We start from the raw sequence: 24,880 nt of genomic DNA, 5'->3' as shown, positions 1-24,880 counted from the left end.
AGGGTGAGTGCCGGAAATGTATTATTTTACTTCAAATCCCTGGCAGTATGTCATACCGCTTCTTTGCAGTTTTATCCCTCCTCATATCCTGTGGCCTTTACCAGGCAGCATTTGCACAATTGGCAAGTGACACCCTGCCTGCTACTGTTCACGTTGACCAGTCCGGCAATAAAACCAGCCTGCGTGCAGAATTGCGTCCGCTCAGGAAGATAGCGGGTGCACCGGATCCGTTCTATACTTACTTCTGGGAATTTGGGGATGGAACTTTCAGCTTTGAAAAAGACCCGGTACATATTTATAAAGACACCGGCGACTATGACCTGCGCCTGTGGGCCACGAATAATTATGACGATGGCAGGCCGCCTACCAGTAAGCCGCGCCGCGTAAAAGTGAAAACAAAAGCCGTAACGGCAGATGCGTGGCGCGGATCGGGGTTCTTTAAAAACGGTGGCGTGCTGGACATGAAAATCAATCGTATGCCCCGGCCGGGTGAGGATATGGTGGCGGTACTCGGTTATCGTAATCCGGGTGCCACCAAAGCCAGCGGCTCTTTGCTGGTGTTTTATAATGAGAAGCAGTTTAAGAAAGATAATTTTAAACTGGAAGATGCGCGTACCTATCACCGGGAAAAGAGGACCACCATCGATGAAATGCTGACCATGCTGCCGGCGCAGGAGCTGGAGCAGCAGGAGGTGTACGCGACGCGTGGTCCATCGCCTGCTGTGTACATAGATCCCAGCCGGAAGACCGCTTTCACGACCCTGCTGGCCGAAACGCAGTCGCTGTTTCGCGAACAGGCAGCGTGGCGGTTCGACGATCTTCAAAGTGAGCAGGAACAATTCCTCTTCCTCACCTTGCGCACCACACCCGAAATGATTAAGGACACCAATGCGACAGTAACGATCAGCGCCATCTTTGTACCTGATGACATCGCCCTGCCGCTGGAAAAGTTCGATATGGAAATGCAGATCGTCGCCTCTCATGACCCTAACCGCATGCGTTTGCGCAACAAGTTGCTGAATTACCGTTTCGTGAAAAAGAGTAAGCAACTCAATTACCATGTGGAGTTTCAGAACACGGGTAAAGGTCCGGCCAGTATGGTAAAGATCGGCGTCACCATCCCTTCGCGGCTGGATGCTGCTACGCTGGAAGTAACCGACTTTTCGCCAAAATGTGTGATGTGTGACAGTGCGTATGCGGGACAGAGTTGCCTGGACACCATCATTCGTCGCGACAGCGTATTCTTTGTGTTCCGGAATATCTACCTGCCGGGCATGCAACAGGAGGGCGTGAATGAAGACGATAGTACGAAAGGCTTTGTAAAATATCGCATCCGTTTTCTGAAGGACATACAGAAGCTGCCGTTTAAAAGCCAGGCCAGTATCGTGTTTGACAAGAACGAACCTGTTATCACCAATAAGTCTGTCGGTCGCTGGCAGCCGGGCCTGTCCGCGATCGGTATTGCCGGTTATCGTATCGGATATCCAAAAGATTCGGCCGCTGCCAATACGAGGGACCTGGTGTTGGGTGCAGCCTTATCTACCTATTCCCCCTGGCGGTTTTACCTGCAACCGGAAATCTATTTTAATGTCCGCCAACGGTCTGAAACGCTTACCCGCAGATCGGACCTGCAACGCGATACCTCCATCGGTCAAACACGTTATCTCATTACCTCGCGCAGTACCTATGCCGTTAGCTCGGCTTTGTTGCTGGACGTGGTGCCGGTGCATCTGCGTTACAACGTGAATCGTTTCATTGGTGTGGGCGCAGGTGCCTCGTGCAGCATCACCGCCTTTGGTAAAACCTATGATCGTGACGAGATCGAACTCGCAGAGTTAGGCACGGCCGATCCCAGGAAAGTTACACTGGAAAGTGAGAAACCCGCTACCAAACAACGGTTCGAGGCCTTTAACAGTGCGTTGTTCGCAGATGTTAACTTAGGCATGGCCCGCGTAGGCCCGGCGTTGGGAGTACGTTACTATCATTACCTGGAAGGGTCAAGCAAGTACCTGTTCCTCTATGCAACCTGGAGATTTTAGTTATCTTTAACCTGGTGCCTGTCCGGCGGGTTAAAGATCAATAAATGCATATCCATCCCTGTTTACGGTACGTTATGACCTGGCTGTGCTGCGTATACGCGAATGCGTTATTTGCGCAGGATACTTCTGTTCTGCGTAAACTGCAACAGGCCGATAACCTCGAGGAGTGGCTCTATGCCCGCATGGATTATGCCGCAGAAGATCCCGCGCATCGTCTTACTTTCCTGATGGCAACGCAGTCAGCCGCCTGGCGATTCCCCCGCAACAACCACGAACGCCTCGCCTGGCTGGACTTGCACACTTACCAGGGCTATTATCAATTGTACACAGGTCACATCATCCCTTCTATACAGGCTTACGAAGCTGCGTACCGTTACTATTATGATGATCCGGTGCCTGACACCGATGTGTTGGAGTTTGTACTGATGCCGCTCGGTAATAATTACACCCGACTGGGTGATTATGAACGTGCGCAGTTTATTCATGACAAGAGTTTACGTATTGCTCGCGAACGGAATGATGCCCGTGCCATTGCCGGTGCCTGTAGTAACCTGGCCGTTGCTGCGCAAATGCTGGAACAATTTGACGAGGCGAAACGATATGCATGGTCGGGATTGCAAAGCGCGCCGCCCGGCAGCAGCATTGCCGGTCTTCTACACGCAACGCTGGCCGATGTATACCACGAAACCAAACAGCAGGACAGTGCCCGTTATCATGTAAAGAAAGCCATCAGCATATTAAGCAACGCCCGTAAAGAAGAGAACACGCATTACTGGCTCAGTTCCGCCAGCCAGGTGGCAGGCAATGTAGCTGCCACCGATCAGCGACCACAGGAGGCCTTACGCGCTTATCGCCAGGCGCTGTATGTGTTGGATGCCGGTCGCAAACGGGAGCGCGCCAGGTTGCTGGTAAAAGCCGGGAATATTTATTTACAGATGAAGCAGCCGGCCGTGGCTGTGCGCCAGTTTGAGCAGGCGTTGGGCTTAATGCTGCCGGGTTATAAAAACAGTCAGCTGCCCGATTCATCCAGCCTGTATGGTGAATTTATGTTGATAGATGCGCTGGAGGGAAAAGCCCGGGCACTGGTAGAACAAGGCGATAAACAACAGGCGTTGCAATACCTGCTGCTTACGTTTGCGGTGGAACGTAAACTGCGCCGCGAGTTCTTCAGTCGTAGCACCCGTATGTTGCATCAGCAGCAAAGCCGTATACTGGCCGAAACGGCGATGGAGCTGGCGTACGACTTGTACAACAGTACCGGCAACAACCAATACGCGCATACGCTGCTCGACATTTCAGAAATGAGCAAGTCGCAAACCCTGATGGAGGAATTGTGGACGAACCTCCAATATAGCCGGTTACAATCAAGCGACTCATTGCTCGCGCGGCAGCGGCGTTTGATGCAGGCAATGGCGTATTACGAGCGCGAGGCGGCGTTGGCGGGGCAGGCGGCCAAATCGGAAGCGAAAGAAGTGGCGTACGAGTTGTCCCTGCTACAGGAAAAGCTGAAAGTGAAATACCCGATGCTTTACCAGCGGTCCAGGCAGGATGTGTTTTCACAACTGCCGGAAGGAACCGCCGTGAAGTCGTTCTTTGCCGGCGAGCGCTATATTTTTATCATTGATCTTGATCGCAAAGGAATACATCGCGTGCAGCGGCTGGATAGTGGGGCGGTAATACAGCGACAGGTAAAGGATTTCGTGTCCACTTATTTCCGAAATGGCCCGCAGGCAATGATCAATGTGCCATCGGATTATTATCAGGCTGCATGGCGTTTGTATCAGCAACTCTGGCAGCGGCCCGTAACAGGCAAACGCTGTCTCGTAGTGCCGGACGGATGGTTAGGTTATTTACCTTTCGATGCGCTGGTAACCGATTCCATCTATTCGCCCAACATTGCACGCTGGCCCTACCTGCTGCACCACGCGCCTATTGGCCTGGCATACTCCCTGGAAACCTGGTTGCAGCAGCAACAACAGCCAGCGCCCCAACAGGCTAACCTGACAGGCTTTTTTATCGCCCAGGGCACAGCCGGGCGGCCGCCTATTCCGGCCGTGCAAAAGGAATATGAGGCGGTAAGTGCGGCCGTCGGCGGACAGTTCTTCCGTGAAAAGGAAGCGTCGCTGGCTAACTTGCGCAAGGCTTTTGCATCGGCGGCAGTATTACATTTGGGAACGCACGCAGCGTTGCAGGGTAAACAGGATTTACCGTTGCTGGAGTTGGCGGACGGACAGTTTTTCCTATTCGAGTTGTATGGATTACAGTTTCATCCCCGCCTGGTTGTATTGAGTGCGTGCCGGACAGGCGACGGGATGCTGGCGGAAGGGGAGGGGATTATCAGTCTGGCGAGAGAATTCGCAGCATCCGGTGCGGGTGGTATCGTGGCCGGTTTATGGAATGTACATGATGCAGCTGCAGCGGGTATTACCGGTACATTTTATCGCCACCTGCAACATGCGGAAAGTCCGTTGGCTGCGTTACATGATGCAAAGAAAGACTGGTTGCGATCTGCACACGATAATCAGTTGTTAAAGCTGCCGTACTACTGGGCTTCGCTAACCTATGCAGGCCACCATCATCCCGTGGCGATCATCGTTGCAAAAAATAATTCAAAATGGATGTACTGGCTGGAGGCCCTGTTGTTATCGCTGTTGGCGGGTGGGCTGACGTGGTGGTATGTATTTTACCGGCAGCGGTATGCGGACAATTAAGGATGCTTATAACATATCCAGTTTAGTTAACAGCTTCGTCAGTATCTCGCGCAGCTTCTCCGAATCATCTTCCCCGATGATGCTTACATAGTCGGCTTGTATTTCCCTGACACACTCAAATGCCGTAATCGCCAGGTCTTTGCCCCGGTCGGTGAGATAGATGACTGACGCGCGATTATCCGTTTCGTGCTTGCGCGTATAGATGTAGCCCTCTGTTTCCAGGCTTTTCACCACCTTACTCATCGCCTGTTTGGTGATTTTCGCCTTTTTGGCCAGTTCATTATTGATCGTACCGTCTAATTGCACGTTCGCCAGGCAAACCATGTCGCCCATCTTGAAGTTTTCGTACCCCATAGAATGGAGGCGGTCCATCAGTTTGGTCTCTATGTCTTTCTTCACAAGGCTTACCAGCTTTATCAGCGACCTGCTGCGTTGGGAGATGATTGCCTGTAATTTTTCGTCACGAGTTGGTGCCATATGCTGTCTTTTAACGTGTTTTTGTCGATTGGGTGCGCAACATACAATTCATAGCGCTACCGTACAAAATTAAAATTAGATTAAAAATAGTCAACTAAAGCGACTATTTGGTAAACTAGGTTTACTTTTGTGTTATCAAACACACACATAAGCATAATTCAAGCACAATGGAAACAGCAAATGCAAATCCCCGCAAAGGGAAATTAGTGATGCGCATCGTATTTATCGCGATTTTGATCGCAGGTGCAGCATACGGCATTAAAACCTGGATGTACGCCAGGAGTCACGAAACTACCGACAACGCCCAGATCGAGGGCCATGCAGCCCCGGTAATCGCCCGCGTGGCAGGTTATGTGAAAAGCCTTGATATTCAGGACTATGGGGCCGTTAAGAAAGGTGATACCCTAGTGGTAATTGACGACGAAGAGTATAAAATTGCCCTGCAGCAGGCCCAAGCGGATTACGCCCAGGCGCTGGCCGACCTCGAAACCGCCAAGGCCTCAATGACCAATGCGGGTGCCACCCTTAAAATGTCGCAGACCAACGCGCAAGTGGCCTTAGTAAAGAAAGATAAATCTACCGCCGACCTCCGCCGTGACCAAAACCTGTTCAACGACCAGGCGATCACGAACCGCCAGCTCGACGATACGAAAGCCAACTCCCTGGCCAACGATAAAACGTACCAGGCTGCCCTGGACCAGATTGAACTGTCGAAAGCAGGTATTACCGTTGCCGCCAGTAAAATCAAACAGGCGGAAGCGATCGTGGCCAGCAAAAAGGCTTTGGTAGATCAGGCGACCCTTAAACTCACTTACACCCATATTATCGCGCCGGCAAATGGTAAGATCGGCAGAAAACCGATTGAAGCCGGACAGTTTGTACAACAGGGTCAAAACCTGTTTACGGTGATCGATGGTACTGGCTTTTACGTAGTGGCCAACTTTAAAGAAACACAACTGCCGAACATCAAACTGGGTCAGGAAGCTGAAATAGAAATTGACGGTTATGCCGACAAGCTGACTGGCAAAGTGGTGGAAATCTCCCAGGCCACGGGTGCGAAATTCTCCCTGCTGCCGCCCGACAACGCTACCGGTAACTTCGTAAAGATCGTACAGCGCGTACCTGTAAAGATCCTGCTTGATAATGCAGATAAGTATGCAGACAAGCTCCGCGCCGGTCTCAGTGTTGAAGTTGCTATAAAATATTAATGGTATGTCACTTAAACCCAAAGGTTTCAAAAAATGGATCATCGTTGCAACGGTGATATCGGCTACCATGCTGGAGCTGATAGACACGACGATTGTAAACGTGGCCCTTTCGCAGATCAGTGGTAACCTTGGGGCTACCATTGAAGATGCTTCCTGGATTGTGACCGCGTACGCTATTGCAAACGTGATCGTTATCCCGATGACAGGCTTTCTGGCCAGTTATTTCGGCCGAAAGAACTATTACTTTTTCTCCATCATTATATTCACCTTATCCTCTTTCATGTGCGGAAACGCCCACTCCTTATGGGAATTGGTCGCCTACCGGTTCATACAGGGGATAGGCGGTGGCGCCCTGCTTTCCACCTCCCAGTCGATCCTGTTCGATACGTTCGAAGTAAGTGAAAGACCTACGGCTTCGGCCATCTTCGGGATGGGTGTGATCATCGGCCCTACCATCGGTCCGACGCTCGGTGGTTATATCGTTGAAAACTTTCACTGGTCATTGATCTTCGACATCAACGTACCCGTGGGCATCATTGCTGCCTTCCTGGTATTTAATTATATCGATAAGCAGGAGCATGAATACAACATCGATCGCAAGGCCATCAAGATAGACTATATCGGTATCCTCACACTCATGACCTGGGTGGGCTGTTTGCAGTACATACTTGAAAAAGGGCAGTCGGAAGACTGGTTTGCAGCCAAACATATTGTGGTGCTGGCGATCATTACCGTGGTGGCGTTTATCACCTTTCTCTGGTGGGAGCTTACCACCGATCATCCGGCCATTCACCTGAAAGTACTGAAGAACCGAACGTTGGCCATTACCACCTTACTTACGTTTGTGATGGGTATGGGTATCTATTGTTCGATGTTCGTGTACCCGGTGTGGATGCAGCGTGTGATGGGCTTTACGGCCGTATTGACCGGTGAATCGTTGTTGCCCGGCGCTTTGCTGGCAGCTGTAACGATGCCGATCGTCGGTAAACAGATACAGCGGGGCGTACCGCCGAAGTATTTGATCACTGCGGGTTTCATCATGTTTGCAGTTTTCTGTTTCTGGATGTCGTCTGCCAGCTCCGAAGCGGGTGTAGCCTTCTTCTTCTGGCCGTTGATGCTGAGAGGACTTGGCTCTGCGACGCTGAGCGTGCCGCTGACCAACCAGGCAGTGTCCGGACTTAAACCGCATGAAATGCCGCATGGTATCGCGATCAACAATATGCTTCGGCAGTTGGGTGGTGCATTTGGTATCGCGTTTATGAACACGTATGTGGCTAACAACTTTGCCATCCACCGTGATCAGTTACGCACTTATGTAAATGCGGACAATCCCATGGCGATGGAGCGCGTCAATCAATACGCCAATGCCTTAATGGCAAAAGGCATTAATGCGATCGATGCGATGAAAGCTGCCTGGGGCATGGTGAACAATACGGTGGAGAAACACGCCTACATTCTCACTTACCTTGATGCGTTCCGGATCGTTGGTTTCTTTTTTGTCTGCATCCTGCCCATTATGTTCTTCGTGAAAAAGAAAAGCGTAAGCGCAGCCGCGATGAAGGAAGCCGCCGAACATGCGCACTAACCGAATAAAAAGCCTTCGGGCGAAAACAAACAACAACATGAAAAAGATATTTCTTGCTATACTCTTACTTACCGGGCCAGGCTTTGCCGCACTGCACGCGCAACAGGCGCCTACAGATCTGCAGCAGCTGGTGAACCAGTCGTTCGAGCACTACAAACAGATCAAGGCGCTGCAAACACAGCAACGTATTGCGGCCGATCAAACCGATCTTACTAAAACGCAACGTATGCCGCAGGTACATGGTGATGTGTCGTACATGCACCTGTATCCCGCCCCTAAACTGGATTTTGGAGGTGCTGCGTTTCAGCCGTTCCCTTCCGAAAATGTAAATGTGGGCGTAAGTGGCCGCCAGTTATTGCTCGACTTTGGCAAGAGTGGCAGCGCGATCGCCAGGTCACAGGCGCAGCAAAACCTGCTGAGCATGCAAACGGACGAAGCGAAAGAACAGTTGGCCTTCCAGGTGGCTGCTGTATACCTGAACATCGCTTACCTGCGTAATAACATTGATGTGCAGGATGCCAACATCAAACTGCTGGAAGAAACCGAAAAGATCGTACAGCAACGTTTAAAAAATGGTGACGCGATCGACCTGGAGCTGCTGAATACACAAGTAAAGCTTGAAAATTACCGCAACCGCAAAATCGAGTATCGCAATCAGTTGGAAAAACAGGTAGCGAACATGCAATACCTCACCGGCTCGCCTGACCAAAGTGGCATTAGGGCCGATTTTAGCTGGCCTGCTGCGCCACAGCAAATGTTGGTGGATACGGCGGCACTGGCAGAAAACGCCGCGATCAAAACATCGCTTGAAAAAGAAAGGGTAGCCGAAATGGAATTGAAATCTGTTAAACGTGATTTCACTCCTTCTCTCTACCTGGATGCTGGCACGGGCGTTAAAAACGGTTATCTCCCGGATGTGAATACGCCGAAATGGAACTACAACGCCGGTGTAAGCCTTGCCATCCCGATCTATAATGGTAAACGCAACAAACTCCAGGAAAGTATTGCCGCCAAACAGGTGGAAGCTGCCAAATGGAATACTGCCGGTGTGAAAGATAATGTGGTAAAAGAGATCGCGCAGCAAAACTCCGATATCCAATCGAACCGTGAAAGGCTCAAAACGGCGGATGTATTACTCCGCCAGGCCGACAGGGCGGTGCAGTTGGCGCAGTCGCGTTATAAAAATGGGGTGATCACTTATCTCGATCTGCAGAACGCGCAAACGTCTTTACTAGAAGCTCAGTTATCAAAAATTCAATATCAATATCAGCTGTCGATTTCCAGCCTGGAATTATTACATCTGAACGGCAATCAGTTCTGGAGATAGGATTTGTTTTGTTTTCGTAGTGTGTTTTATGGCCCTGGCTTTTATAGCCGGGGCTTCTCTTTTATGCAAAAGGCCCGTGATTGATCACGAGCCTTTTGCTTTTATGTGGATGATTTACTTCGTTAAGTTACGCACAATGCCAAGCTCCAGTCCGCGTAGCTCTGCCAGTCCGCGCAGGCGGCCGATAGCGCTGTAGCCAGGATTGGTTTTCTTTTTAAGATCGTCGAGCATCTGGTGGCCGTGGTCCGGGCGCATAGGGATAGATACCTGGCGGCGGTTCATGGTTTGTACAATGGCTTTGATGACCGCGTACATGTCTACATCGCCTTCGAGGTGGTTGGCTTCGTAGAAGTTGCCCAGTGCATCCCTTTTAGTAGAACGGAGGTGAATGAAGTGGATATGATCGCCCAGGCGTTCTACCATGCCTGGCAGATCGTTATCCGGCCTTACGCCATAAGACCCTGTACAGAAGCAAAGTCCATTAGCTGGCGATTGTGCGGTGGCCAGCAGTTCGCGTGCATCCTGTTCGGTACTCACTACCCGTGGCAGACCCAGGATCGGGAATGGAGGATCATCCGGATGGATGGCCAGTTTAACGCCCACTTCTTCTGCTACCGGAACGATTTGTTGCAGGAAGTAGAAGAGATGCAGTTTCAGTTTGATCGCATCAATGTCTTTGTATTTATCCAGCGCCGCCTGAAATTCCTGCAGGCTGAAGCTTTCTTCGGAACCTGGTAAACCGGCGATGATGTTACGTTGCAGTTTGTGTTTGTCCTCGTTCGTCATACTGTCGAACAGCTCTTTGGCGCGGGATATCTCTTCTTCCGGATAATCGTTTTCGGCGCCCGGGCGTTGCAGCAAGAACAGGTCGAAGGCCATAAAGGCAGCTTTATCGAAGCGGAGCGCTTTAGAGCCATCTTCTACCGTAAATGCGAGGTCGGTACGCGTCCAGTCCAGCACAGGCATAAAGTTATACGTAACGACATGGATGCCGCAGGCCGCGAGATTGCGGATGCTTTGCTGATAGCTTTTGATATGGTCTTTAAACCTGCCAGTCTGGGTTTTGATCTCTTCGTGCACCGGGATGCTTTCCACCACCGACCAGGTAAGGCCGGCTGCTTCGATTTCCTGTTTGCGTTTGGTGATTTCTTCTTTCGTCCATACAGTTCCGTTAGGAATGTGGTGCAGTGCGGTCACAATGCCGGTAGCACCTGCCTGCTTTATATCTGAAAGGCTGACAGGGTCATTGGGACCGAACCAGCGCCAGGTTTGTTCCATTCTCAACATGCTAAAAAACAGTTTAACGCTTTAATAAAGGCTTGAAACCTCAAAAATAGGATCAAAACTGATAATACCAAGTATGAAACAGGAAAAAGCGACGAACGGTCAGTGTCTTTCGATTAATATGATGATAATGTCCATTACGTTCGTCTGCGTAGGGCCGGTATGTATTAGTCCCTCCGTTTGCTCAAAAAAGTGATAAGCGTCGTTGTTGGCGAGGTAAACTTGTGCGTCGCGGCCCAGGGCGGTAGCAGCTTTCATGATGTCCGCATTCACCATGGCACCGGCGGCATCGGTAGGGCCGTCTGTACCATCCGTACCGCCGCACAGGATAGTGAGGTGGGCTGGCAACGCTTGTCCGGCGAGCAGCGCCAGTTGCTGATTTCTGCCACCTTTGCCGTTGCCGGTAACGATGACGGTACTTTCTCCGCCCATCAGCAGGCAGGCGGGCAATGGGCCTTTATATTGATGCGCGGCCTGCAATATTTGCTGGCAGAGGTCTTCTACCACTCCCGTAGCCGTATCCGTTAGGATGCTCGTATGATAACCTGATTGCTCCGCCTGTTGTTTAGCGGCATTTAAAGCCATGCGATTATTGCCTGCCAGGTGGTAATGTATGTTCTGAAAGATCGCATCGCCCGGTTTAGGCGTTTCATGCAGGGGTAAGTCTTTTAGTTCGTAACGATGTGCGATCTCCTGCGCATCTTCCAGGCTGCTCGTATCCGGCGACGCCGGCCCCGACCCAATCACATCCGGCTGGTCGCCTACCACGTCGGAGAGTGCCAGTACGTACAGTTGTGCGGGGTGCGTCATGTTTGCCAGTCCGCCTCCTTTGAGGTGCGAGAGGTGTTTACGTATCGTGTTGATTTCATGTATACCTGCGCCGCTTTTAATCAGTTGATCGAACACGGCCTGTAATTGTTGCAGTGTCATTCCTTCAGGCAGATCAGCTAACAGCGAGGATGCGCCGCCAGAAAGGAGCAGGATGACCACATCATTTGCAGTGAGGCCGGTGAGCATGGTTTTTACTGCTTCGCCAGCCTGTATGCTATGTTCATCCGGCAGCGGATGCCCCGCTTCGATGAGCCGGCAGTATTGTAAGGGCAGGCCGTGTTCGTGTTTCGTGATGACTAATCCCGCTGTTAATTGCGGCCCGATGATCTTCTCGGTTTCCAACGCCATGGCGGCTGCCGCTTTGCCGGCGGCTATGAGGAACAGGCGGCCGTTTAACGGTACCGGCTGATCGTTGATATATAATCCGTCTTGCCAGCGTACACAGGGCGGTATGATCTGCGAAGGCTGTACAGCGCGGATGGCAGCGTGGAAGATAGAGACAGCAGGGTGCATATTTAAAGGTAAGAAATAGGGGAAGCTATGTATACACCGTTCTAAAAAAAAACGGGACCGCAAAAAAAGCGATCCCGTTCCTGCTAATGTAAGATGATTATTTTGATTTCAATTCCTTCACCCTGATATTCTTAAAACGCACAATTGCACCATGACCTAAAAAGCCGATATGGCCGGTCTTATTAAGTAAGCCGGGGTGCGGCCTGTGGTCGGCGGTTTCCGTATTGTTTTTGCTCGCTTCGGCAATATCACCATCGAGAATAACGGTGCCGTTCAAAGTAATCTTGATGCGATTGCCTTGCGCCACAACCTCCTGGTAGTTCCATTCACCCATCGGTTTCAGGTAACCGCGTTTGGATGGGATAACGCCGTACACAGAACCATGATACTGGTAAGGCTTCAGGTTTTTGTAGATGTCGGCCTCGTTGTCGAGGATCTGGAGTTCCATGCCCTGGTAGGCAGCATCACCTTCCATCGGCGTGCGGATACCCAGTCCGTTATTAGCGCCAGGTGTTAACTGGAACTCGAAACGATATACGAAATCGGAGAATTGATCTTTAGTATAGAGATTACCTTTTCCGCCGTTAGCGGGGTAAATCACCATTTCACCATTCTCCATTACATAGTCGGTGGTGTTGCCTGTCCATTGATGCATATTCGTTCCGTCGAACAGTACGCGGTAGCCTTCTTTCTTTTCCTGCTCGCTCAGCGCAAATGCCTGCGTGCGGGGGATCTCGCGAACGTAAATGTCGCGGTAGGCAACGTAGGTGCCATGTGCCTGTAATTCCAGCTGTTCTTCAACGAAGATGGGCAGGTTGCGGTCCCAGTAGTTTTCGAGCATCACGTTATCTGTTACCAGCACGCCGTTAAGGTATACGGTAACGCGATCGCCTTTCATGATGATATGGAAGTTGTTCCATTCACCAACTGCGTTATCGGCTACGGCCAACGGTTTGGACGGATTCTTCTGGTTGTTGTACAAGCCGCCGGAGCCTACCTGCGCACCTACGCTTCTGCGGGAAGTATCCCATATCTGCACTTGCGGTGTGCCGCGTAAATAGATGCCTGCATCCCCTTCAGCGGTGATTTTCCAGTCGACATACATTTCAAAATCGCCGTACTTCTTAACGGTGCATAGGTTGTCGCCATGGCCATTAAATACCAGTAAGCCATCCTTCACACTCCAACCGGCAAGCATTGCGCTATCTGCTTTCTTTTGCGCGGCTGCCAGCTGTTTATCATTCATCTTCGCCCGGGAAATCGGATTGCCTACAAGGCCTTTCCATCCGCTGAGGTCGTTGCCGTTGAAGATAGGCGAGAGGCCTTCCCCGGCAGGCATGTCTGCAATGTGTTTGCGAATGGCTTCCTTCTGATAATCGCTGTCCGCCCCTTTAATAAGACCAATCGATTTTTCCAGCAATGCACGTACGGCTGGTCCGTTAAATGTTTTATTAGAGAGCGCGATCACAGCAAACGCACTTGCTGCTTCCTGCTGTACGGTGGCATCGCCGATGTATTTTGCTGCAAACATCAATGCCGGGAAGGTTTTACACTTCTCAATTTCCTTCAGCAGTTTTGCTTTTTGGGCAGATGTGCCTGCAACTTCCATGGCTTCACGCAGCACGAGAAATTTCTGGTCGGGCGTCCAGCCGGAGCGGCTTACCAGGTCGATAACGCCTTGTAAAGCCGCCGGATGTTGTTTTGCCGTCGCCAGCAACGGACGAGCGGCGGAGGCGTCTTTCCAGGAAAGTAAAGATTTAAGCGCCGCCTGTCTGGTAGCTTCGTTACCGTCGCGATACGCATTCAGCACCATGTCCATCGCCTGTTTGCCGCCAATACCGGCCAGCATGTTCAGGTAACGTTCAGGTGCCTTCTTCATTTCGGCGGCTACGCGTGCCACTGCATCTGCTTCCGACGTTCCTGCCAGTGCGACTACGATGGCCGCCTGGGTCTGACTTGTTTGCGCAGCGGTTTTAGTCGTCGGCAGCAGGTCAAATAATTGTTGCAGCTGGCTCGCATCGGCTACGGCAGGTAATGCCTGGTAGGCGGCTTTACTCACGGCTTCGTTGTTGCTTTTCAGGGCAGCCCATACTGCGGCGGACTGGCCATTTGCCTTACGGGCAGCCAGTACGTCCAGTAACGCCTGTTGTGCAAGGGGATTTGCGTTAGGAAGATATGCCGCTACCTGGCTGGTGAGTTGCTCACTTTTAATCGTTAACAACGCTTGTTTCACCGCTTGCACGGTGGCGGAGTCGCTCGCCTTCAATGTATTTAATAATGCCGGTACGAGGGAGGCGTCGCCTGTACGCCCAGCCGCCTGTATCGCAGCGAGTTTTACTTTTTCGTCTTTCAACGCGGCCTGTATTACCGGCAATGCCTGCTTGCTGCCGGATGCGCCGAGTAAGGACAGGATGCCTGCTTTACTGGCGGCGTTTGCCTTCGCATAGGTTTTAGTCCATGCGGCAACGGCTTCATCTGATGGTTGTAATGCGGCGTACTTCAGCGCAGCGGTACGGTATTCCGCATCCTTATCGGTCATCGCAGCGGTGAGTAAAGCAATTCGCTTATCGGCCTGAAGGTCTGATAATAGTTTCAGCACCACGGTGCGGGTATGTACCGGTAATTGCTTTTTTGATAAAGCGGTAGCCAGCTCCGTATGCCCCGACTGCTGCAGGTACAACAGATAAGATGAGGTAGCATTCGTCACGTCAAAAGTGTAACCGCTTTTCGCCGCCTGTTCTTCCAACAACTTTGCCGACTGGCGATCGCCGATCCTGGCCAATGCATAGAGGCTGATCTTACGAAGTGCCGCATCTTCCGAAGTAGCATGCGCGGTAATTGCATTTACAGCCGCTTTGCTGCGGGTGTCGCCAAGTGCCGAGATGAGATAAATTTTTCTCTTGCCAGATGCGGATGCCAGTGCATTCAGCAGGCTCTTTTGTGCATCCGGGGTGTTGATCACCGCTAGCGCCCTCGCCGCGGGATCGCAGAGGCGTTCGTTATTCAGGTAAGGTTGAAGGGCGGGCACCGATTCGTTGTTGGCGATCAACTGGAACTGGCCGATCAGGAAATCACGGAGTTCGTCTTTTGCCAGTTTGGGCAGGGCGGCGGCGAACGCGCGACAAGCGGTGTTGCGCGCCTGCTCCTGGCCGGGTTGCATTACATAAGCGGCATAACCGCCAATAGCGTATTGCAGCGTGGTATTATCGCCTTTGCCTTCAGGTGCGAGCATGGTGATCATGTCTGTAAGTCCCTGCTCGCCAAGCGAACTTACTTCTTTCATGTAGCTGTTTTGCTTATTGCTGCCGGTTGCAGGCATTTGCTGCAACAGGTCCGCAATACGCGTGGTAAGCGCGCGCTGGTCGGCCGGTGCCTGGGCGTGCAGGCTACTGGTGATGAGACAGGCGGCAATGATATAGTTAAATATCTTCTTCATGTAGATGAGTGCTATGTACGTAGATGCTGTTTGTTAAATACTCCATGGACCGCGCATAGGCTGGTCGATCAGGCGATTGGCGCCTTCGTCGTTGATAAACTCCTGCTTAACAGGATCGAATTTGAGGGAACGGTTAAGCTGCAGGGCGATCTTACCCATGTTCACGATCGTGGCCGAACGATGCCCGTTTTCTTCATTCAACGCAAACTTGCGGCGATCTTTTACGGCGGCTACGAAGTCTGTCAATTGCGGCTGGGGATCAGGAAAGGCGGACAGCTTCTTTTCCAGGTCTGGAATGTTGGATTTAAAGCCGGGATACAGGTTGCCATTCGGACCTGCAATGTAAGCGGCTTTTTCGTCTTTACCCTCGCCGTCGAGAATGATCTGGCAGCCGTCTGCATATGTGTACGTTATTCTCCGCCAGGTGCCTACAGCGTCGGTGTGTTGCTGCGGCGCATCTACTTCTACGGAAACAGGACTTTCGTTATCCTTGCCTAAAATGTACTGCACGGGATCGAGGTAGTGTTGTCCCATATCGCCCAGGCCGCCGCCATCGTAATCCCAATAGCCGCGGAAGGTTTGGTGCACGCGGTGAGAGGTGTAAGGGCGGAAAGGAGCAGGGCCTAACCACATTTCGTAATCCAGGTCGGCGGGCACACTTTGTGTCGGCAGATTGGTTTTACCTACCCAGTAAAATTTCCAGTCGAAGCCGGTGTGTTTGCCTACCGTTACTTTCAGGGGCCAGCCTAACAGGCCGCTTTCTACCAGTTTGCGGATAGGCTTTACCGTGGTGCCCATCCCGTAAAAACGGTCTTCGAAGCGGAACCAGGTGTTGAGGCGGAAGATGCGGCCGTGTTGCTGCACTGCTTCCATCACACGTTTGCCTTCGCCGATCGTGCGGGTCATCGGTTTTTCGCACCAGATGTCTTTGCCTGCCCGTGCCGCATCCGCAGCCATAATGCCGTGCCAGTGCGGTGGTGTGGCGATGTGTACGATGTCGACTTCCGGCAGCTGGATCAGTTCGCGATAGTCGGAAAAGGTTTTAACGCCTTTCTCCACCATGCCTACCGCGGTTTTCAGGTGCCCTTTGTCTACGTCGCAGAGCGCCACCACGCGGGTGCCTGCATACTTAATGTGACCGCGGCCCATCGAGCCGGTGCCGATGATGCCTTTTGTTAGCTGGTCGCTGGGTGCAATAAAGCCGCGTCCTAACACATGCCTGGGCACAATGGTGAATGCCGCGACTGTTCCCAGCGAGTTTCTCAGGAAGGACCTCCTGGAATAATTGGTTTTAGTTTCCATTTTTTCTTGGGAAATGAATAAGGAAATAGATTACACAATAGCGGGAATGGTTACCCTGGCCGACAAGATACAACTATCTTTCAGCGGCTGTTAGCCCTTTATCATTGATTTTTACCTGGGAACGAAAACGCCGCCCGTTAAGGCGGCGTTCATCTATTTAATGCTGTTTGGCCAGCTTTTTATCCTGCTTTTTGTCCATTTTAGCTTCCAGCCGCTCTTTCTTCTTCATCTCCCAATCGTTCCACTTTTTATACTGGACGGGGGTAAGCACGGTCTTGAAACGTTGGCTGCGCTCGGCATCCAGCGCTCTTACCTGCAGCAACTGCTGTTTTTTTGCGATGGTGGTATCGCGTTTGATCGCATCGCGGCGGTGACTGATGTCTGTATTGATCGTGTGAATTTGCGCGGCTTGTTCTTTAGTAAGATTCAATTCCTTGTCGATCTTATCACTCAGCTTGTCGGCCTTGGCACTGGCATTCCAGCGGCCATCGGATCGGGCGGTGTCCTGTGCATGGGTGGCAGCAAAGGATAACAGTAACAACAAAGTGGCAAGGAGTCCGGGATAGCTTGTTCTTTTCATAAAACCAGGATTAGGTCCAACTTTAATACCATTCGTAAAATTTATACTTAAACGTTGTGTGATACGCTTAATGTTTTACTAAATTTAAGACTTTATCCTGTTTGCCGCCGACTTATCCATCAAAATCTAAATAAACAATCATAACTGCATGAAATCTGGACCTTTATTTTATGAGAAGAGCCGCCTGACAGTGACAGGTGGGCAGCGTTCTCTTGCCAGGCTGGCCCTGGGGCTATGCGGCCTGTTAGCGGCTGTGTCTGCCCGGGCGCAGGTAACGTATCCTATTAACGGGATATCGGAACCACGCGAAGGCTGTTACGCGTTTACGCAAGCGACCCTGGTTAAAGACGCACAAACGACCCTGAAAAACGCCACCCTCGTGATCCGTGATGGCAAGATCGTAGCTGCCGGCGCCGGCGCTGCCATCCCGAAAGATGCAGTGGTAATCGACTGTAAAGGTAAATTCATCTACCCGTCTTTTATCGATATGTACAGCGATTACGGTTTGAGCACGCCCGCCCGCACAGGTGGTTTCCGTGGCCGTGATGGCGGACCGCAGTTCGTAACCAACACGAAAGGTGCTTTCGGCTGGAACCAGGCGATCAAAAGTGAAGTAGACGCGGTTGCCTTATTTACGGTGAACGAAGAAAAGGCGAAAGGCCTGCGTGAACAAGGCTTCGGTACGGTGTTGAGTCACCAGGCCGACGGCATTGCCCGCGGAACAGGCGTAATAGCAACACTGGCAAACGATCGCGAAAACAAAGTGATCATCCGCGAAAAAGCTTCTAACCACTTTTCTTTTGATAAAGGCTCCTCTACACAGGATTATCCATCTTCCCTGATGGGCGTCATATCATTGCTGCGCCAGTCTTACCTGGACGGACAATGGTATAAATCAGCCCCTGCGAAAGAAGGCCTTAACCTGAGCCTGAAAGCCTGGAACGACAACCAGCAGTATCCGCAGATATTTGAAGCCAACGATAAATGGAACGTGTTGCGCGCCGACAAGATAGGCGATGAATTTGGGGTGCAGTACATCATTAAATCCGGCAACAACGAATACCAGCGTATGAAAGAAATCGCTGCCACCAAAGCTGCCTTCATCCTGTCGCTGAACTACCCGGCTGCTATGGACATGGAAGATCCGAACGACGCGCGTTTTGTAGCATTGGCGGATATGAAACATTGGGAGCTGGCGCCGACCGAACCGGCGGCATTCGAAAAAGCCAATATCACTTTTGCGTTAACGGCAGCTGACCTGCGGGATGTGAAAACGTTCCTCAGCAGCGTTCGTAAGGCGATAGAGTATGGCCTGTCCGAAAAGCGCGCCCTGGAAGCACTCACGCAAACACCTGCTTCCCTGTTGAAGATCGGTGATAAAGTGGGCAGCTTAGAAGCTGGCAAGCTCGCGAACTTCCTGGTAACCTCGGGTCCGATCTTCGCAGAGAATACGGTGATTTATCAGAACTGGGTACAAGGCGCTAAATATGAAGTGAAAGCGGAAGGCTGGGCCGACATCCGCGGTACTTACGCCCTCACGCTCACCAATGGTCAGCGCCTGAACATCGACATCAAAGGAACAGCTACTGCTCCTGCGGTGTCTGTATTACAGAAAGATACGCTCAGCGGAAAAATTAGTGTAACCGGTCAGCTGGTAAAACTGACGTTGCCGCTGAAGAAAGGCGACTCACAGCAACTGCGCCTGAGTGGTATCGTCGGTCAGTCTGGCTGGAGCGGTACCGGTCTGGATACGAACAGCAACGCTATCACCTGGACGGCCGCTCTTTCCAAACCATTCGAGGTGAAAAGCGATTCGGTGAAGAAGAAAGATGCGCCGCAACTGGGTAATGTATATTACCCGTTTGTGGGGTATGGTTGGGAAACCGCACCTAAGCAGGAAGTGATCCTGATCAAAAACGCCACTGTTTGGACGAACGAGAAAGAGGGTAAACTGGAAAATGCGGACGTGCTGGTACGCGGCGGTAAGATTGCACAAGTGGGTAAAGGCCTGAGCGCCGCAGGCGCGAGGGTGATCGACGGTACGGGCAAACACCTGACTGCCGGCATCATCGACGAACACTCGCATATCGCGATTTCCCGCGGGGTGAATGAGGGCACGCAATCTGTTACGGCGGAAGTACGTATAGCCGATGTGGTGAACCCGGATGATGTGAATATTTACAGGCAGCTGAGCGGTGGCGTAACATCGTCCCACCTGTTGCACGGTTCTGCCAATACCATCGGCGGACAGTCACAGCTGATCAAACTGCGCTGGGGTGCCAATGCAGAAGACCTCAAATTCGCAGGATCGGATCAGTTCATCAAATTTGCTTTAGGTGAGAACGTAAAGCAAGCCAACTGGGGCGAGAACCAACGTACCCGTTTCCCGCAAACCCGTATGGGCGTGGAGCAGGTATTGGCAGATGCGTTTACCCGTGCGAAAGATTATGAGAAAGAGGGCGCAGGCAAACGTCGCGACCTGGAGCTGGATGCGCTGGTGGAAATCCTCAATAAAAAACGTTTCATCACCTGTCACTCTTACGTACAGAGTGAAATAAACATGCTGCTCAAAACAGCGGACCGCTTCGGTTTTAAAGTGAATACTTTTACCCACATTCTCGAAGGTTATAAGGTAGCCGACAAAATGAAGGAGCATGGTGCCGGTGGTTCTACGTTCGCCGATTGGTGGGCGTATAAAATGGAAGTGCAGGATGCGATCCCTTACAATGCGAACATCATGCAGCGTGTAGGCGTACTTACTGCCATCAACTCCGACGATGCCGAAATGGCCCGCCGCCTGAACCACGAAGCTGCAAAAAGTATTACTTACGGCGATATGGACGAGCAGGACGCGCTGAAAATGGTAACGCTCAATCCGGCTAAACTGCTGCATGTGGCCGACAAAACTGGTAGCATTAAAGCAGGTAAAGATGCAGACCTTGTACTTTGGAATGAGCATCCGCTGAGCGTGTACGCGAAGGCAGAGAAAACCATTGTGGACGGTATTGTATACTTCGATCGCGAGCAAGACCTGGAACTCCGCAAACGTATTGCGGAAGAGCGCGCCCGCCTGATCGGTAAAATGCTCGGCGATAAAAAGAAAGGTGCGCCCACTACGCGCCCGGTGCCTACCCGCGAAGAGATCTATCATTGCGAAGACCTCCAGGCCGGCCACGTACACCACATCCTGAGCGATAGTCACGCCGAATTGTAAACGCAAAAAACAAGACCAATGAAAAAAGTATTTATATATATCATGGGGCTTACCCTTGCTGCCGGCCAACTGAAAGCGCAGGAAACGGTATACCCAGCCCCGGCCCAGAAAGGCCGCATCTACCTTACGCATGCCACCATTCACGTGGGCAACGGCCAGGTAGTACAGGATGGCACCATCGCTTTTGAAAACGGGAAAATCATTGCCGTGGGCGCGAATGTGCCTATCCCGCAAGGAGATGTAAAGGTGTTCGACGTTAAAGGTCAGCACATTTTTCCCGGCGTGATCGTGCCAGACAGTAACCTGGGACTTACCGAGGTGGAAGCAGTTCGTTCTACCAACGACTACGACGAGGTAGGCGTGATCAATCCTTCGATCCGTTCGCTGATATCTTACAACACCGACTCCAAAGTGATCAATACGCTTCGCTCCAATGGCATTCTGCTGGCGCAAACGGTGCCGCAGGGCGGACTTATTACCGGCAGCTCGTCGGTGGTGCAGCTCGACGCCTGGAACTGGGAAGATGCCGCTTACAAGACTGACAATGGCCTGCATTTTTATATGCCACGCCTCATGGGCCGCAGCAGCGCTTTCGGTCCGGGCGGTTTGCCTGTAGGTGGTGCTGATCCTGTAAAGGCAGCCCTCGACCGCATCGAAACGGTGAAAGCCTTCTTCCGCGAAGCGAAAGCTTACCTGGCGGTAGATAAACATGCGGAAACCAATCTTAAGTACGAGTCAGTAAAAGGTTTGTTCAGCAAACAACAAAAACTGTTCATTCACTGCGACCTGGTGAAGGAGATATTGGTGGCGATGGATATGGCGAAAGAGTTCGGCTTCGACATTGTTATTGTTGGTGGTGCTGACTCCTGGCTGGTAACCGATCTGCTGAAGCAGAACAACGTGCCCGTAGTTTTAGGCCAACCGCACGCATTACCTGTAACGCAGGACGACGATGTGGATCAGCCTTATAAGACTGCTGCGCAGTTGCAAAAGGCGGGCGTGCTGTTCTGCATCAGTAATGAAGGCTTCTGGCAGCAACGTAACCTCAGCTTCCTGGCTGGTACGGCCAGTGCATATGGTCTTACGAAAGAAGAAGCCTTAAGCGCGGTGACGTTCAATGCGGCGAAGATCCTTGGTATTGCCGATAAAACCGGCTCGCTGGAAGTGGGTAAGGACGCGAATATCGTGGTAAGCAAGGGCGACATCCTTGATATGAAAACGAATCATGTAACGCAGGCGTTCATCCAGGGACGTGAGATCAGTTTGGATAACAAGCATAAGCAGTTGTATGATCGTTATAAACATAAGTATAATCTTCAATAGAATCAGGAGACCAGCGCAGAGGTTTGTTTCGCCAGGCTCGCAATAGCCACGAGTGCAGGACGTTCGTTTCTATCACCGTCCTTGCGAATGAAATGAAGCAAACTTCGTGGGCAGTCTCCGTGTTTGCAAAAAGGCCACTCAGCCCGAGTGGCCTTTTTTGATGCCCTTACTTTTTAATCCGCGTATTATTTACAGGTGTTTTTTCATTCGGGTTCACCTGCCAGGTGAGCACAGTACCGTTCTTCAGCACTTCCACCGTGCGGTACCCGTGATAGGGTTTGCCCCAGTTGCCGCCGAGGTGGCCGTCGAAGAAGTAGTGTTTGTTTCCATGTTGTTTTACGCTATCCTGGTCGTGGTCGTGACCATGAAATACGGCGCGCAGGTTGGCCTGTTTGCTGAACATGGCCTGTAGCTCCGGGCAGTCGATGCCATTATCAGTCCACTTAAATGGCGTGATGTGCATGAACACGAAGAGGTGTTTGTGTTTCTTGTATTGTTCCAGTTTACGGGCGGTCCAGTCGAGATCGGGGCAGATGTATTTGCCTGCGATGTCGGCGGTATTGAGGATCAGGAAGGCATTGTCATTTACGGCAAAGTCGTGATGCCAGCCATAGCCGAACGTTTGTTCCCAGTTGGTTTCAGGCGTTTGATCGTGGTTGCCATGCGTAACATAATATTTCATGTTGAGGCGGTCCCAGGCAGTTTTTACTTCAGGCAGAAACGCTGGATTGTCGTGGAATAAGTCGCCGTTCACCACTGCGAAATCCAATTTGCGGGAGGTGTGCAGCGTATTCAGCCAGTCTGCCATTTGCCGGTGCGTATCCCCGTAAGGCGTGTCCTTTTGTCCGTAGTGGCCATCGCTTACCAACGCAAAGCGCAACAGCACATCTTCCGGGGCGGGTAATATAAAATCATCCGCCGAAAAAGATTGCAGGGTGTTGCCAATGCCTATAAGGGCAATGCTTTTCAGTGAGTTACCGAGGAAGGTCCTTCTGGATATCATAGCATGCGGTTTGAAGGGGTAATTTACAAATAATAGCGGCTGCAAAAGAAAAGCACCCTCCGGCGGAAGGTGCTTTGGCTCTAAAAGTTAAGCTGGATGTTGGTTTACACCACTTTTACCAATATGTTATTTTTCTTTCCTTTCTGGAAAAGGATATACTTATTATGGATCAGCACTTCAGTGGTAATGGCCTGGTCAACGGCTGTCACTTTCACGTTGTTCATGCTCACACCGCCGCCCTGTATCATTTTACGGGCTTCACCTTTGCTGGGAAATACTTTTGCATCTGCCAGGAAAGTCACAATATCTTTACCTGCTTCAATGTCCGCCAGACTCACGTCTAATTGAGGTACGCCGTTCATTTGCTGCAGCAGTTGCTCTTCAGTCATCTCTTTTAAAGCTTCGGCAGAAGGGCCTTTGCCAAAAAGCGTTTGTGTAGTCAGTTCTGCCTGCGCGCAGGCTTCTTCGCCGTGGATAAAAGTGGTGATCTCTTTAGCCAGACGAGTTTGCAATATGCGTTTTGCACGGTCGATATCATGTTCGGCGATCAGCGCGTTAATCTCTTCCTGCGTCAGGAAAGTGAAGGTCTTAATGTAAGAAACCGCATCATCATCGTTCGCATTTTTCCAGAACTGGTAGAACTCGAAAGGTGACGTTTTGCTGGAATCGAGCCAGATGTTACCTTTTTCGGACTTACCGAACTTGGTACCATCCGCCTTTTTAACGAGCGGACAAGTAAACGCAAATGCTTCACCGCCGCCTTTACGACGGATGATTTCCGTACCGGTAACGATGTTGCCCCATTGGTCGGAGCCGCCCATCTGCAGTTTGATGTTTTTATTTTGGTTCAACCAGTAGAAATCGTATCCCTGGATGAGCTGGTAGGTGAACTCTGTAAAGGACATACCGTTGTCGCCTTCGAGGCGTTTCTTCACGGAGTCCTTCGACATCATATAGTTAACGGTGATGTGTTTACCCACGTCGCGGATGAAATCGAGGAAGCTGAAATCCCTGAACCAGTCAAAGTTATTCAGCATTTCGGCTGCATTAGGTTTAGCAGGATCGAAGTCGAGGAAACGTTCGAGCTGGGCCTTGATGCCGCGCACGTTCGCCTGAAGCGTTGCTTCGTCGAGCATTTTACGCTCTTCTGCTTTAAAAGACGGGTCGCCGATCATACCGGTGGCGCCACCAACGAGCGCAAACGGCTTGTGGCCGGCTTTCTGCAGGTGTACCAGCAATAAAATGGGAACAAGGCTGCCCACGTGCAGTGAATCAGCTGTAGGATCAAAGCCGATATAGGCAGAGGTCATCTCTTTATTAAGTTGCTCCTCCGTTCCAGGCATTATGTCCTGCAACATGCCCCGCCAGCGTAATTCTTCTATCAGGTTCATCTGTTCAATAAAATTTGTGCAAACGTACGGCATTTCGTCGAAAGATAACAGCAGCCGCTATACCCGTGGCTTCCACGGAATTTCGGCCACGCCCAGTTCATGCGCCATAAAGCGGCAGAGTACGAACAGGTAATCGCTGAGGCGGTTCAGGTATTTTAGCACGAGTGGCTCTACGAACATTTCCTGCTCCTGCATGGCGACGCACAATCTTTCGGCACGCCTGCAGACACAGCGTGCTATGTGCGAGGTGGAGATGGCGACGTGACCGCCCGGGAGGATGAAGTGTTTCATCGGTTCAAGCTGACTGTCCATCTTATCGATCGTATCTTCCAGCAGTTGAATGTCTGTTTCGTGCAGGTCCGGAATGCTCATTTTCGTGTCCTTGTCCGGGTCACAGGCCAGCGAGGCGCCCACGGTGAACAGCCGGTCCTGTATTTCCTTGAGCAGGACTTTAGTGTCCGGGTTCGTGGTGTGATCATTCACCAGGCCGATGTAGGAGTTCAGTTCATCCACCGTGCCGTAAGTTTCTATACGGATGTGGCTTTTGGATACTTTGGTGCCGCCGATGAGCGACGTTTTTCCTTTATCACCTGTTTTGGTGTAGATCTTCATGGCCATAGTAAATCGCGTTTCCGGCAAACCTACTAAAAATAAGA

General features: G+C 51.3%; 16 protein-coding genes. 7 read left to right on the top strand and 9 right to left on the bottom strand.

What is annotated here, in order from left to right; translation table 11 throughout:
* Positions 1-47 precede the first annotated feature (47 nt).
* On the top strand, positions 48-2,039 hold the full coding sequence (locus MKQ68_RS17460; protein WP_244842852.1) for a PKD domain-containing protein: 1,992 nt from the start codon (positions 48-50) through the stop codon (positions 2,037-2,039).
* 74 nt (positions 2,040-2,113) lie between these two features.
* Entirely contained in the window at positions 2,114-4,750 is a 2,637-nt protein-coding gene (locus MKQ68_RS17455; protein ID WP_264280238.1) for a CHAT domain-containing protein, read from the top strand.
* A 6-nt stretch (positions 4,751-4,756) separates the two neighbouring features.
* Here MKQ68_RS17455 and MKQ68_RS17450 read toward each other — a convergent pair whose 3' ends face one another.
* Complete coding sequence (locus tag MKQ68_RS17450; protein ID WP_264280237.1) at positions 4,757-5,227, bottom strand: MarR family winged helix-turn-helix transcriptional regulator; 471 nt, start codon at positions 5,225-5,227, stop codon at positions 4,757-4,759.
* 167 nt (positions 5,228-5,394) lie between these two features.
* On the opposite strand from MKQ68_RS17450, the gene MKQ68_RS17445 reads away from it, so the two are divergent.
* The 3 genes from MKQ68_RS17445 to MKQ68_RS17435 are packed head-to-tail and all read left to right on the top strand — an operon-like array spanning position 5,395 to position 9,347.
* Entirely contained in the window at positions 5,395-6,435 is a 1,041-nt protein-coding gene (locus MKQ68_RS17445) for an HlyD family secretion protein (protein ID WP_264280236.1), read from the top strand.
* A 4-nt stretch (positions 6,436-6,439) separates the two neighbouring features.
* A complete protein-coding gene (locus MKQ68_RS17440) occupies positions 6,440-8,020 on the top strand; it encodes a DHA2 family efflux MFS transporter permease subunit (protein WP_264280235.1) in 1,581 nt (526 codons plus the stop codon).
* A 37-nt stretch (positions 8,021-8,057) separates the two neighbouring features.
* Positions 8,058-9,347 carry a TolC family protein gene (locus MKQ68_RS17435; protein WP_264280234.1) on the top strand — a complete coding sequence of 430 codons (1,290 nt, stop codon included), beginning with the start codon at positions 8,058-8,060 and terminating at the stop codon, positions 9,345-9,347.
* Positions 9,348-9,461: 114 nt separating this feature from the next.
* Here MKQ68_RS17435 and uxuA read toward each other — a convergent pair whose 3' ends face one another.
* The 5 genes from uxuA to MKQ68_RS17410 form a co-directional block, all read right to left on the bottom strand.
* Entirely contained in the window at positions 9,462-10,634 is a 1,173-nt protein-coding gene (gene uxuA / locus MKQ68_RS17430; RefSeq protein ID WP_264280233.1) for a mannonate dehydratase, read from the bottom strand.
* A gap of 99 nt (positions 10,635-10,733) precedes the next feature.
* Complete coding sequence (locus MKQ68_RS17425; RefSeq protein ID WP_264280232.1) at positions 10,734-11,975, bottom strand: glycerate kinase type-2 family protein; 1,242 nt, start codon at positions 11,973-11,975, stop codon at positions 10,734-10,736.
* Positions 11,976-12,072: 97 nt separating this feature from the next.
* Positions 12,073-15,411, bottom strand: a complete 3,339-nt coding sequence (locus tag MKQ68_RS17420; protein ID WP_264280231.1) for a 3-keto-alpha-glucoside-1,2-lyase-like domain-containing protein — start codon at positions 15,409-15,411, stop codon at positions 12,073-12,075.
* 33 nt (positions 15,412-15,444) lie between these two features.
* On the bottom strand, positions 15,445-16,713 hold the full coding sequence (locus MKQ68_RS17415) for a Gfo/Idh/MocA family oxidoreductase (protein ID WP_264280230.1): 1,269 nt from the start codon (positions 16,711-16,713) through the stop codon (positions 15,445-15,447).
* Between the two features lie 157 nt (positions 16,714-16,870).
* Complete coding sequence (locus MKQ68_RS17410) at positions 16,871-17,293, bottom strand: DUF4890 domain-containing protein (protein WP_264280229.1); 423 nt, start codon at positions 17,291-17,293, stop codon at positions 16,871-16,873.
* A 148-nt stretch (positions 17,294-17,441) separates the two neighbouring features.
* Between MKQ68_RS17410 and MKQ68_RS17405 the strand changes: the two genes are divergently transcribed.
* Together MKQ68_RS17405 and MKQ68_RS17400 are read left to right on the top strand one after the other, a co-directional pair.
* Positions 17,442-20,507 carry an amidohydrolase family protein gene (locus MKQ68_RS17405; RefSeq protein WP_264280228.1) on the top strand — a complete coding sequence of 1,022 codons (3,066 nt, stop codon included), beginning with the start codon at positions 17,442-17,444 and terminating at the stop codon, positions 20,505-20,507.
* 18 nt (positions 20,508-20,525) lie between these two features.
* Positions 20,526-21,830, top strand: coding sequence for an amidohydrolase family protein (locus MKQ68_RS17400; protein WP_264280227.1), 1,305 nt, complete (start codon positions 20,526-20,528; stop codon positions 21,828-21,830).
* Between the two features lie 166 nt (positions 21,831-21,996).
* Here MKQ68_RS17400 and MKQ68_RS17395 read toward each other — a convergent pair whose 3' ends face one another.
* The 3 genes from MKQ68_RS17395 to MKQ68_RS17385 form a co-directional block, all read right to left on the bottom strand.
* Positions 21,997-22,833 (bottom strand): metallophosphoesterase family protein, encoded by an 837-nt coding sequence (locus MKQ68_RS17395; RefSeq protein ID WP_264280226.1) that lies wholly within the window; start codon positions 22,831-22,833, stop codon positions 21,997-21,999.
* 104 nt (positions 22,834-22,937) lie between these two features.
* Positions 22,938-24,224 carry a tyrosine--tRNA ligase gene (gene tyrS / locus MKQ68_RS17390; RefSeq protein WP_264280225.1) on the bottom strand — a complete coding sequence of 429 codons (1,287 nt, stop codon included), beginning with the start codon at positions 24,222-24,224 and terminating at the stop codon, positions 22,938-22,940.
* A gap of 57 nt (positions 24,225-24,281) precedes the next feature.
* Positions 24,282-24,842 (bottom strand): cob(I)yrinic acid a,c-diamide adenosyltransferase, encoded by a 561-nt coding sequence (locus MKQ68_RS17385; RefSeq protein ID WP_264280224.1) that lies wholly within the window; start codon positions 24,840-24,842, stop codon positions 24,282-24,284.
* Positions 24,843-24,880: the final 38 nt, after the last annotated feature.

The sequence above is a fragment of the Chitinophaga horti genome, from assembly GCF_022867795.2.
GTDB lineage: Bacteria > Bacteroidota > Bacteroidia > Chitinophagales > Chitinophagaceae > Chitinophaga > Chitinophaga horti.
This window is presented reverse-complemented; position numbering and strand designations above follow the sequence as displayed.

What these genes read in the sequence shown, in the direction of transcription:
- MKQ68_RS17450 (WP_264280237.1), bottom strand. Translation starts at nt 5,227, where the DNA reads ATGGCACCAACTCGTGACGAAAAATTACAGGCAATCATCTCCCAACGC.
- MKQ68_RS17410 (WP_264280229.1), bottom strand. Translation starts at nt 17,293, where the DNA reads ATGAAAAGAACAAGCTATCCCGGACTCCTTGCCACTTTGTTGTTACTG.
- MKQ68_RS17435 (WP_264280234.1), top strand. Translation starts at nt 8,058, where the DNA reads ATGAAAAAGATATTTCTTGCTATACTCTTACTTACCGGGCCAGGCTTT.
- tyrS (WP_264280225.1), bottom strand. Translation starts at nt 24,224, where the DNA reads ATGAACCTGATAGAAGAATTACGCTGGCGGGGCATGTTGCAGGACATA.
- MKQ68_RS17420 (WP_264280231.1), bottom strand. Translation starts at nt 15,411, where the DNA reads ATGAAGAAGATATTTAACTATATCATTGCCGCCTGTCTCATCACCAGT.
- MKQ68_RS17445 (WP_264280236.1), top strand. Translation starts at nt 5,395, where the DNA reads ATGGAAACAGCAAATGCAAATCCCCGCAAAGGGAAATTAGTGATGCGC.
- MKQ68_RS17440 (WP_264280235.1), top strand. Translation starts at nt 6,440, where the DNA reads ATGTCACTTAAACCCAAAGGTTTCAAAAAATGGATCATCGTTGCAACG.
- MKQ68_RS17425 (WP_264280232.1), bottom strand. Translation starts at nt 11,975, where the DNA reads ATGCACCCTGCTGTCTCTATCTTCCACGCTGCCATCCGCGCTGTACAG.
- uxuA (WP_264280233.1), bottom strand. Translation starts at nt 10,634, where the DNA reads ATGTTGAGAATGGAACAAACCTGGCGCTGGTTCGGTCCCAATGACCCT.
- MKQ68_RS17400 (WP_264280227.1), top strand. Translation starts at nt 20,526, where the DNA reads ATGAAAAAAGTATTTATATATATCATGGGGCTTACCCTTGCTGCCGGC.
- MKQ68_RS17415 (WP_264280230.1), bottom strand. Translation starts at nt 16,713, where the DNA reads ATGGAAACTAAAACCAATTATTCCAGGAGGTCCTTCCTGAGAAACTCG.
- MKQ68_RS17460 (WP_244842852.1), top strand. Translation starts at nt 48, where the DNA reads ATGTCATACCGCTTCTTTGCAGTTTTATCCCTCCTCATATCCTGTGGC.
- MKQ68_RS17385 (WP_264280224.1), bottom strand. Translation starts at nt 24,842, where the DNA reads ATGGCCATGAAGATCTACACCAAAACAGGTGATAAAGGAAAAACGTCG.
- MKQ68_RS17395 (WP_264280226.1), bottom strand. Translation starts at nt 22,833, where the DNA reads ATGATATCCAGAAGGACCTTCCTCGGTAACTCACTGAAAAGCATTGCC.
- MKQ68_RS17405 (WP_264280228.1), top strand. Translation starts at nt 17,442, where the DNA reads ATGAAATCTGGACCTTTATTTTATGAGAAGAGCCGCCTGACAGTGACA.
- MKQ68_RS17455 (WP_264280238.1), top strand. Translation starts at nt 2,114, where the DNA reads ATGACCTGGCTGTGCTGCGTATACGCGAATGCGTTATTTGCGCAGGAT.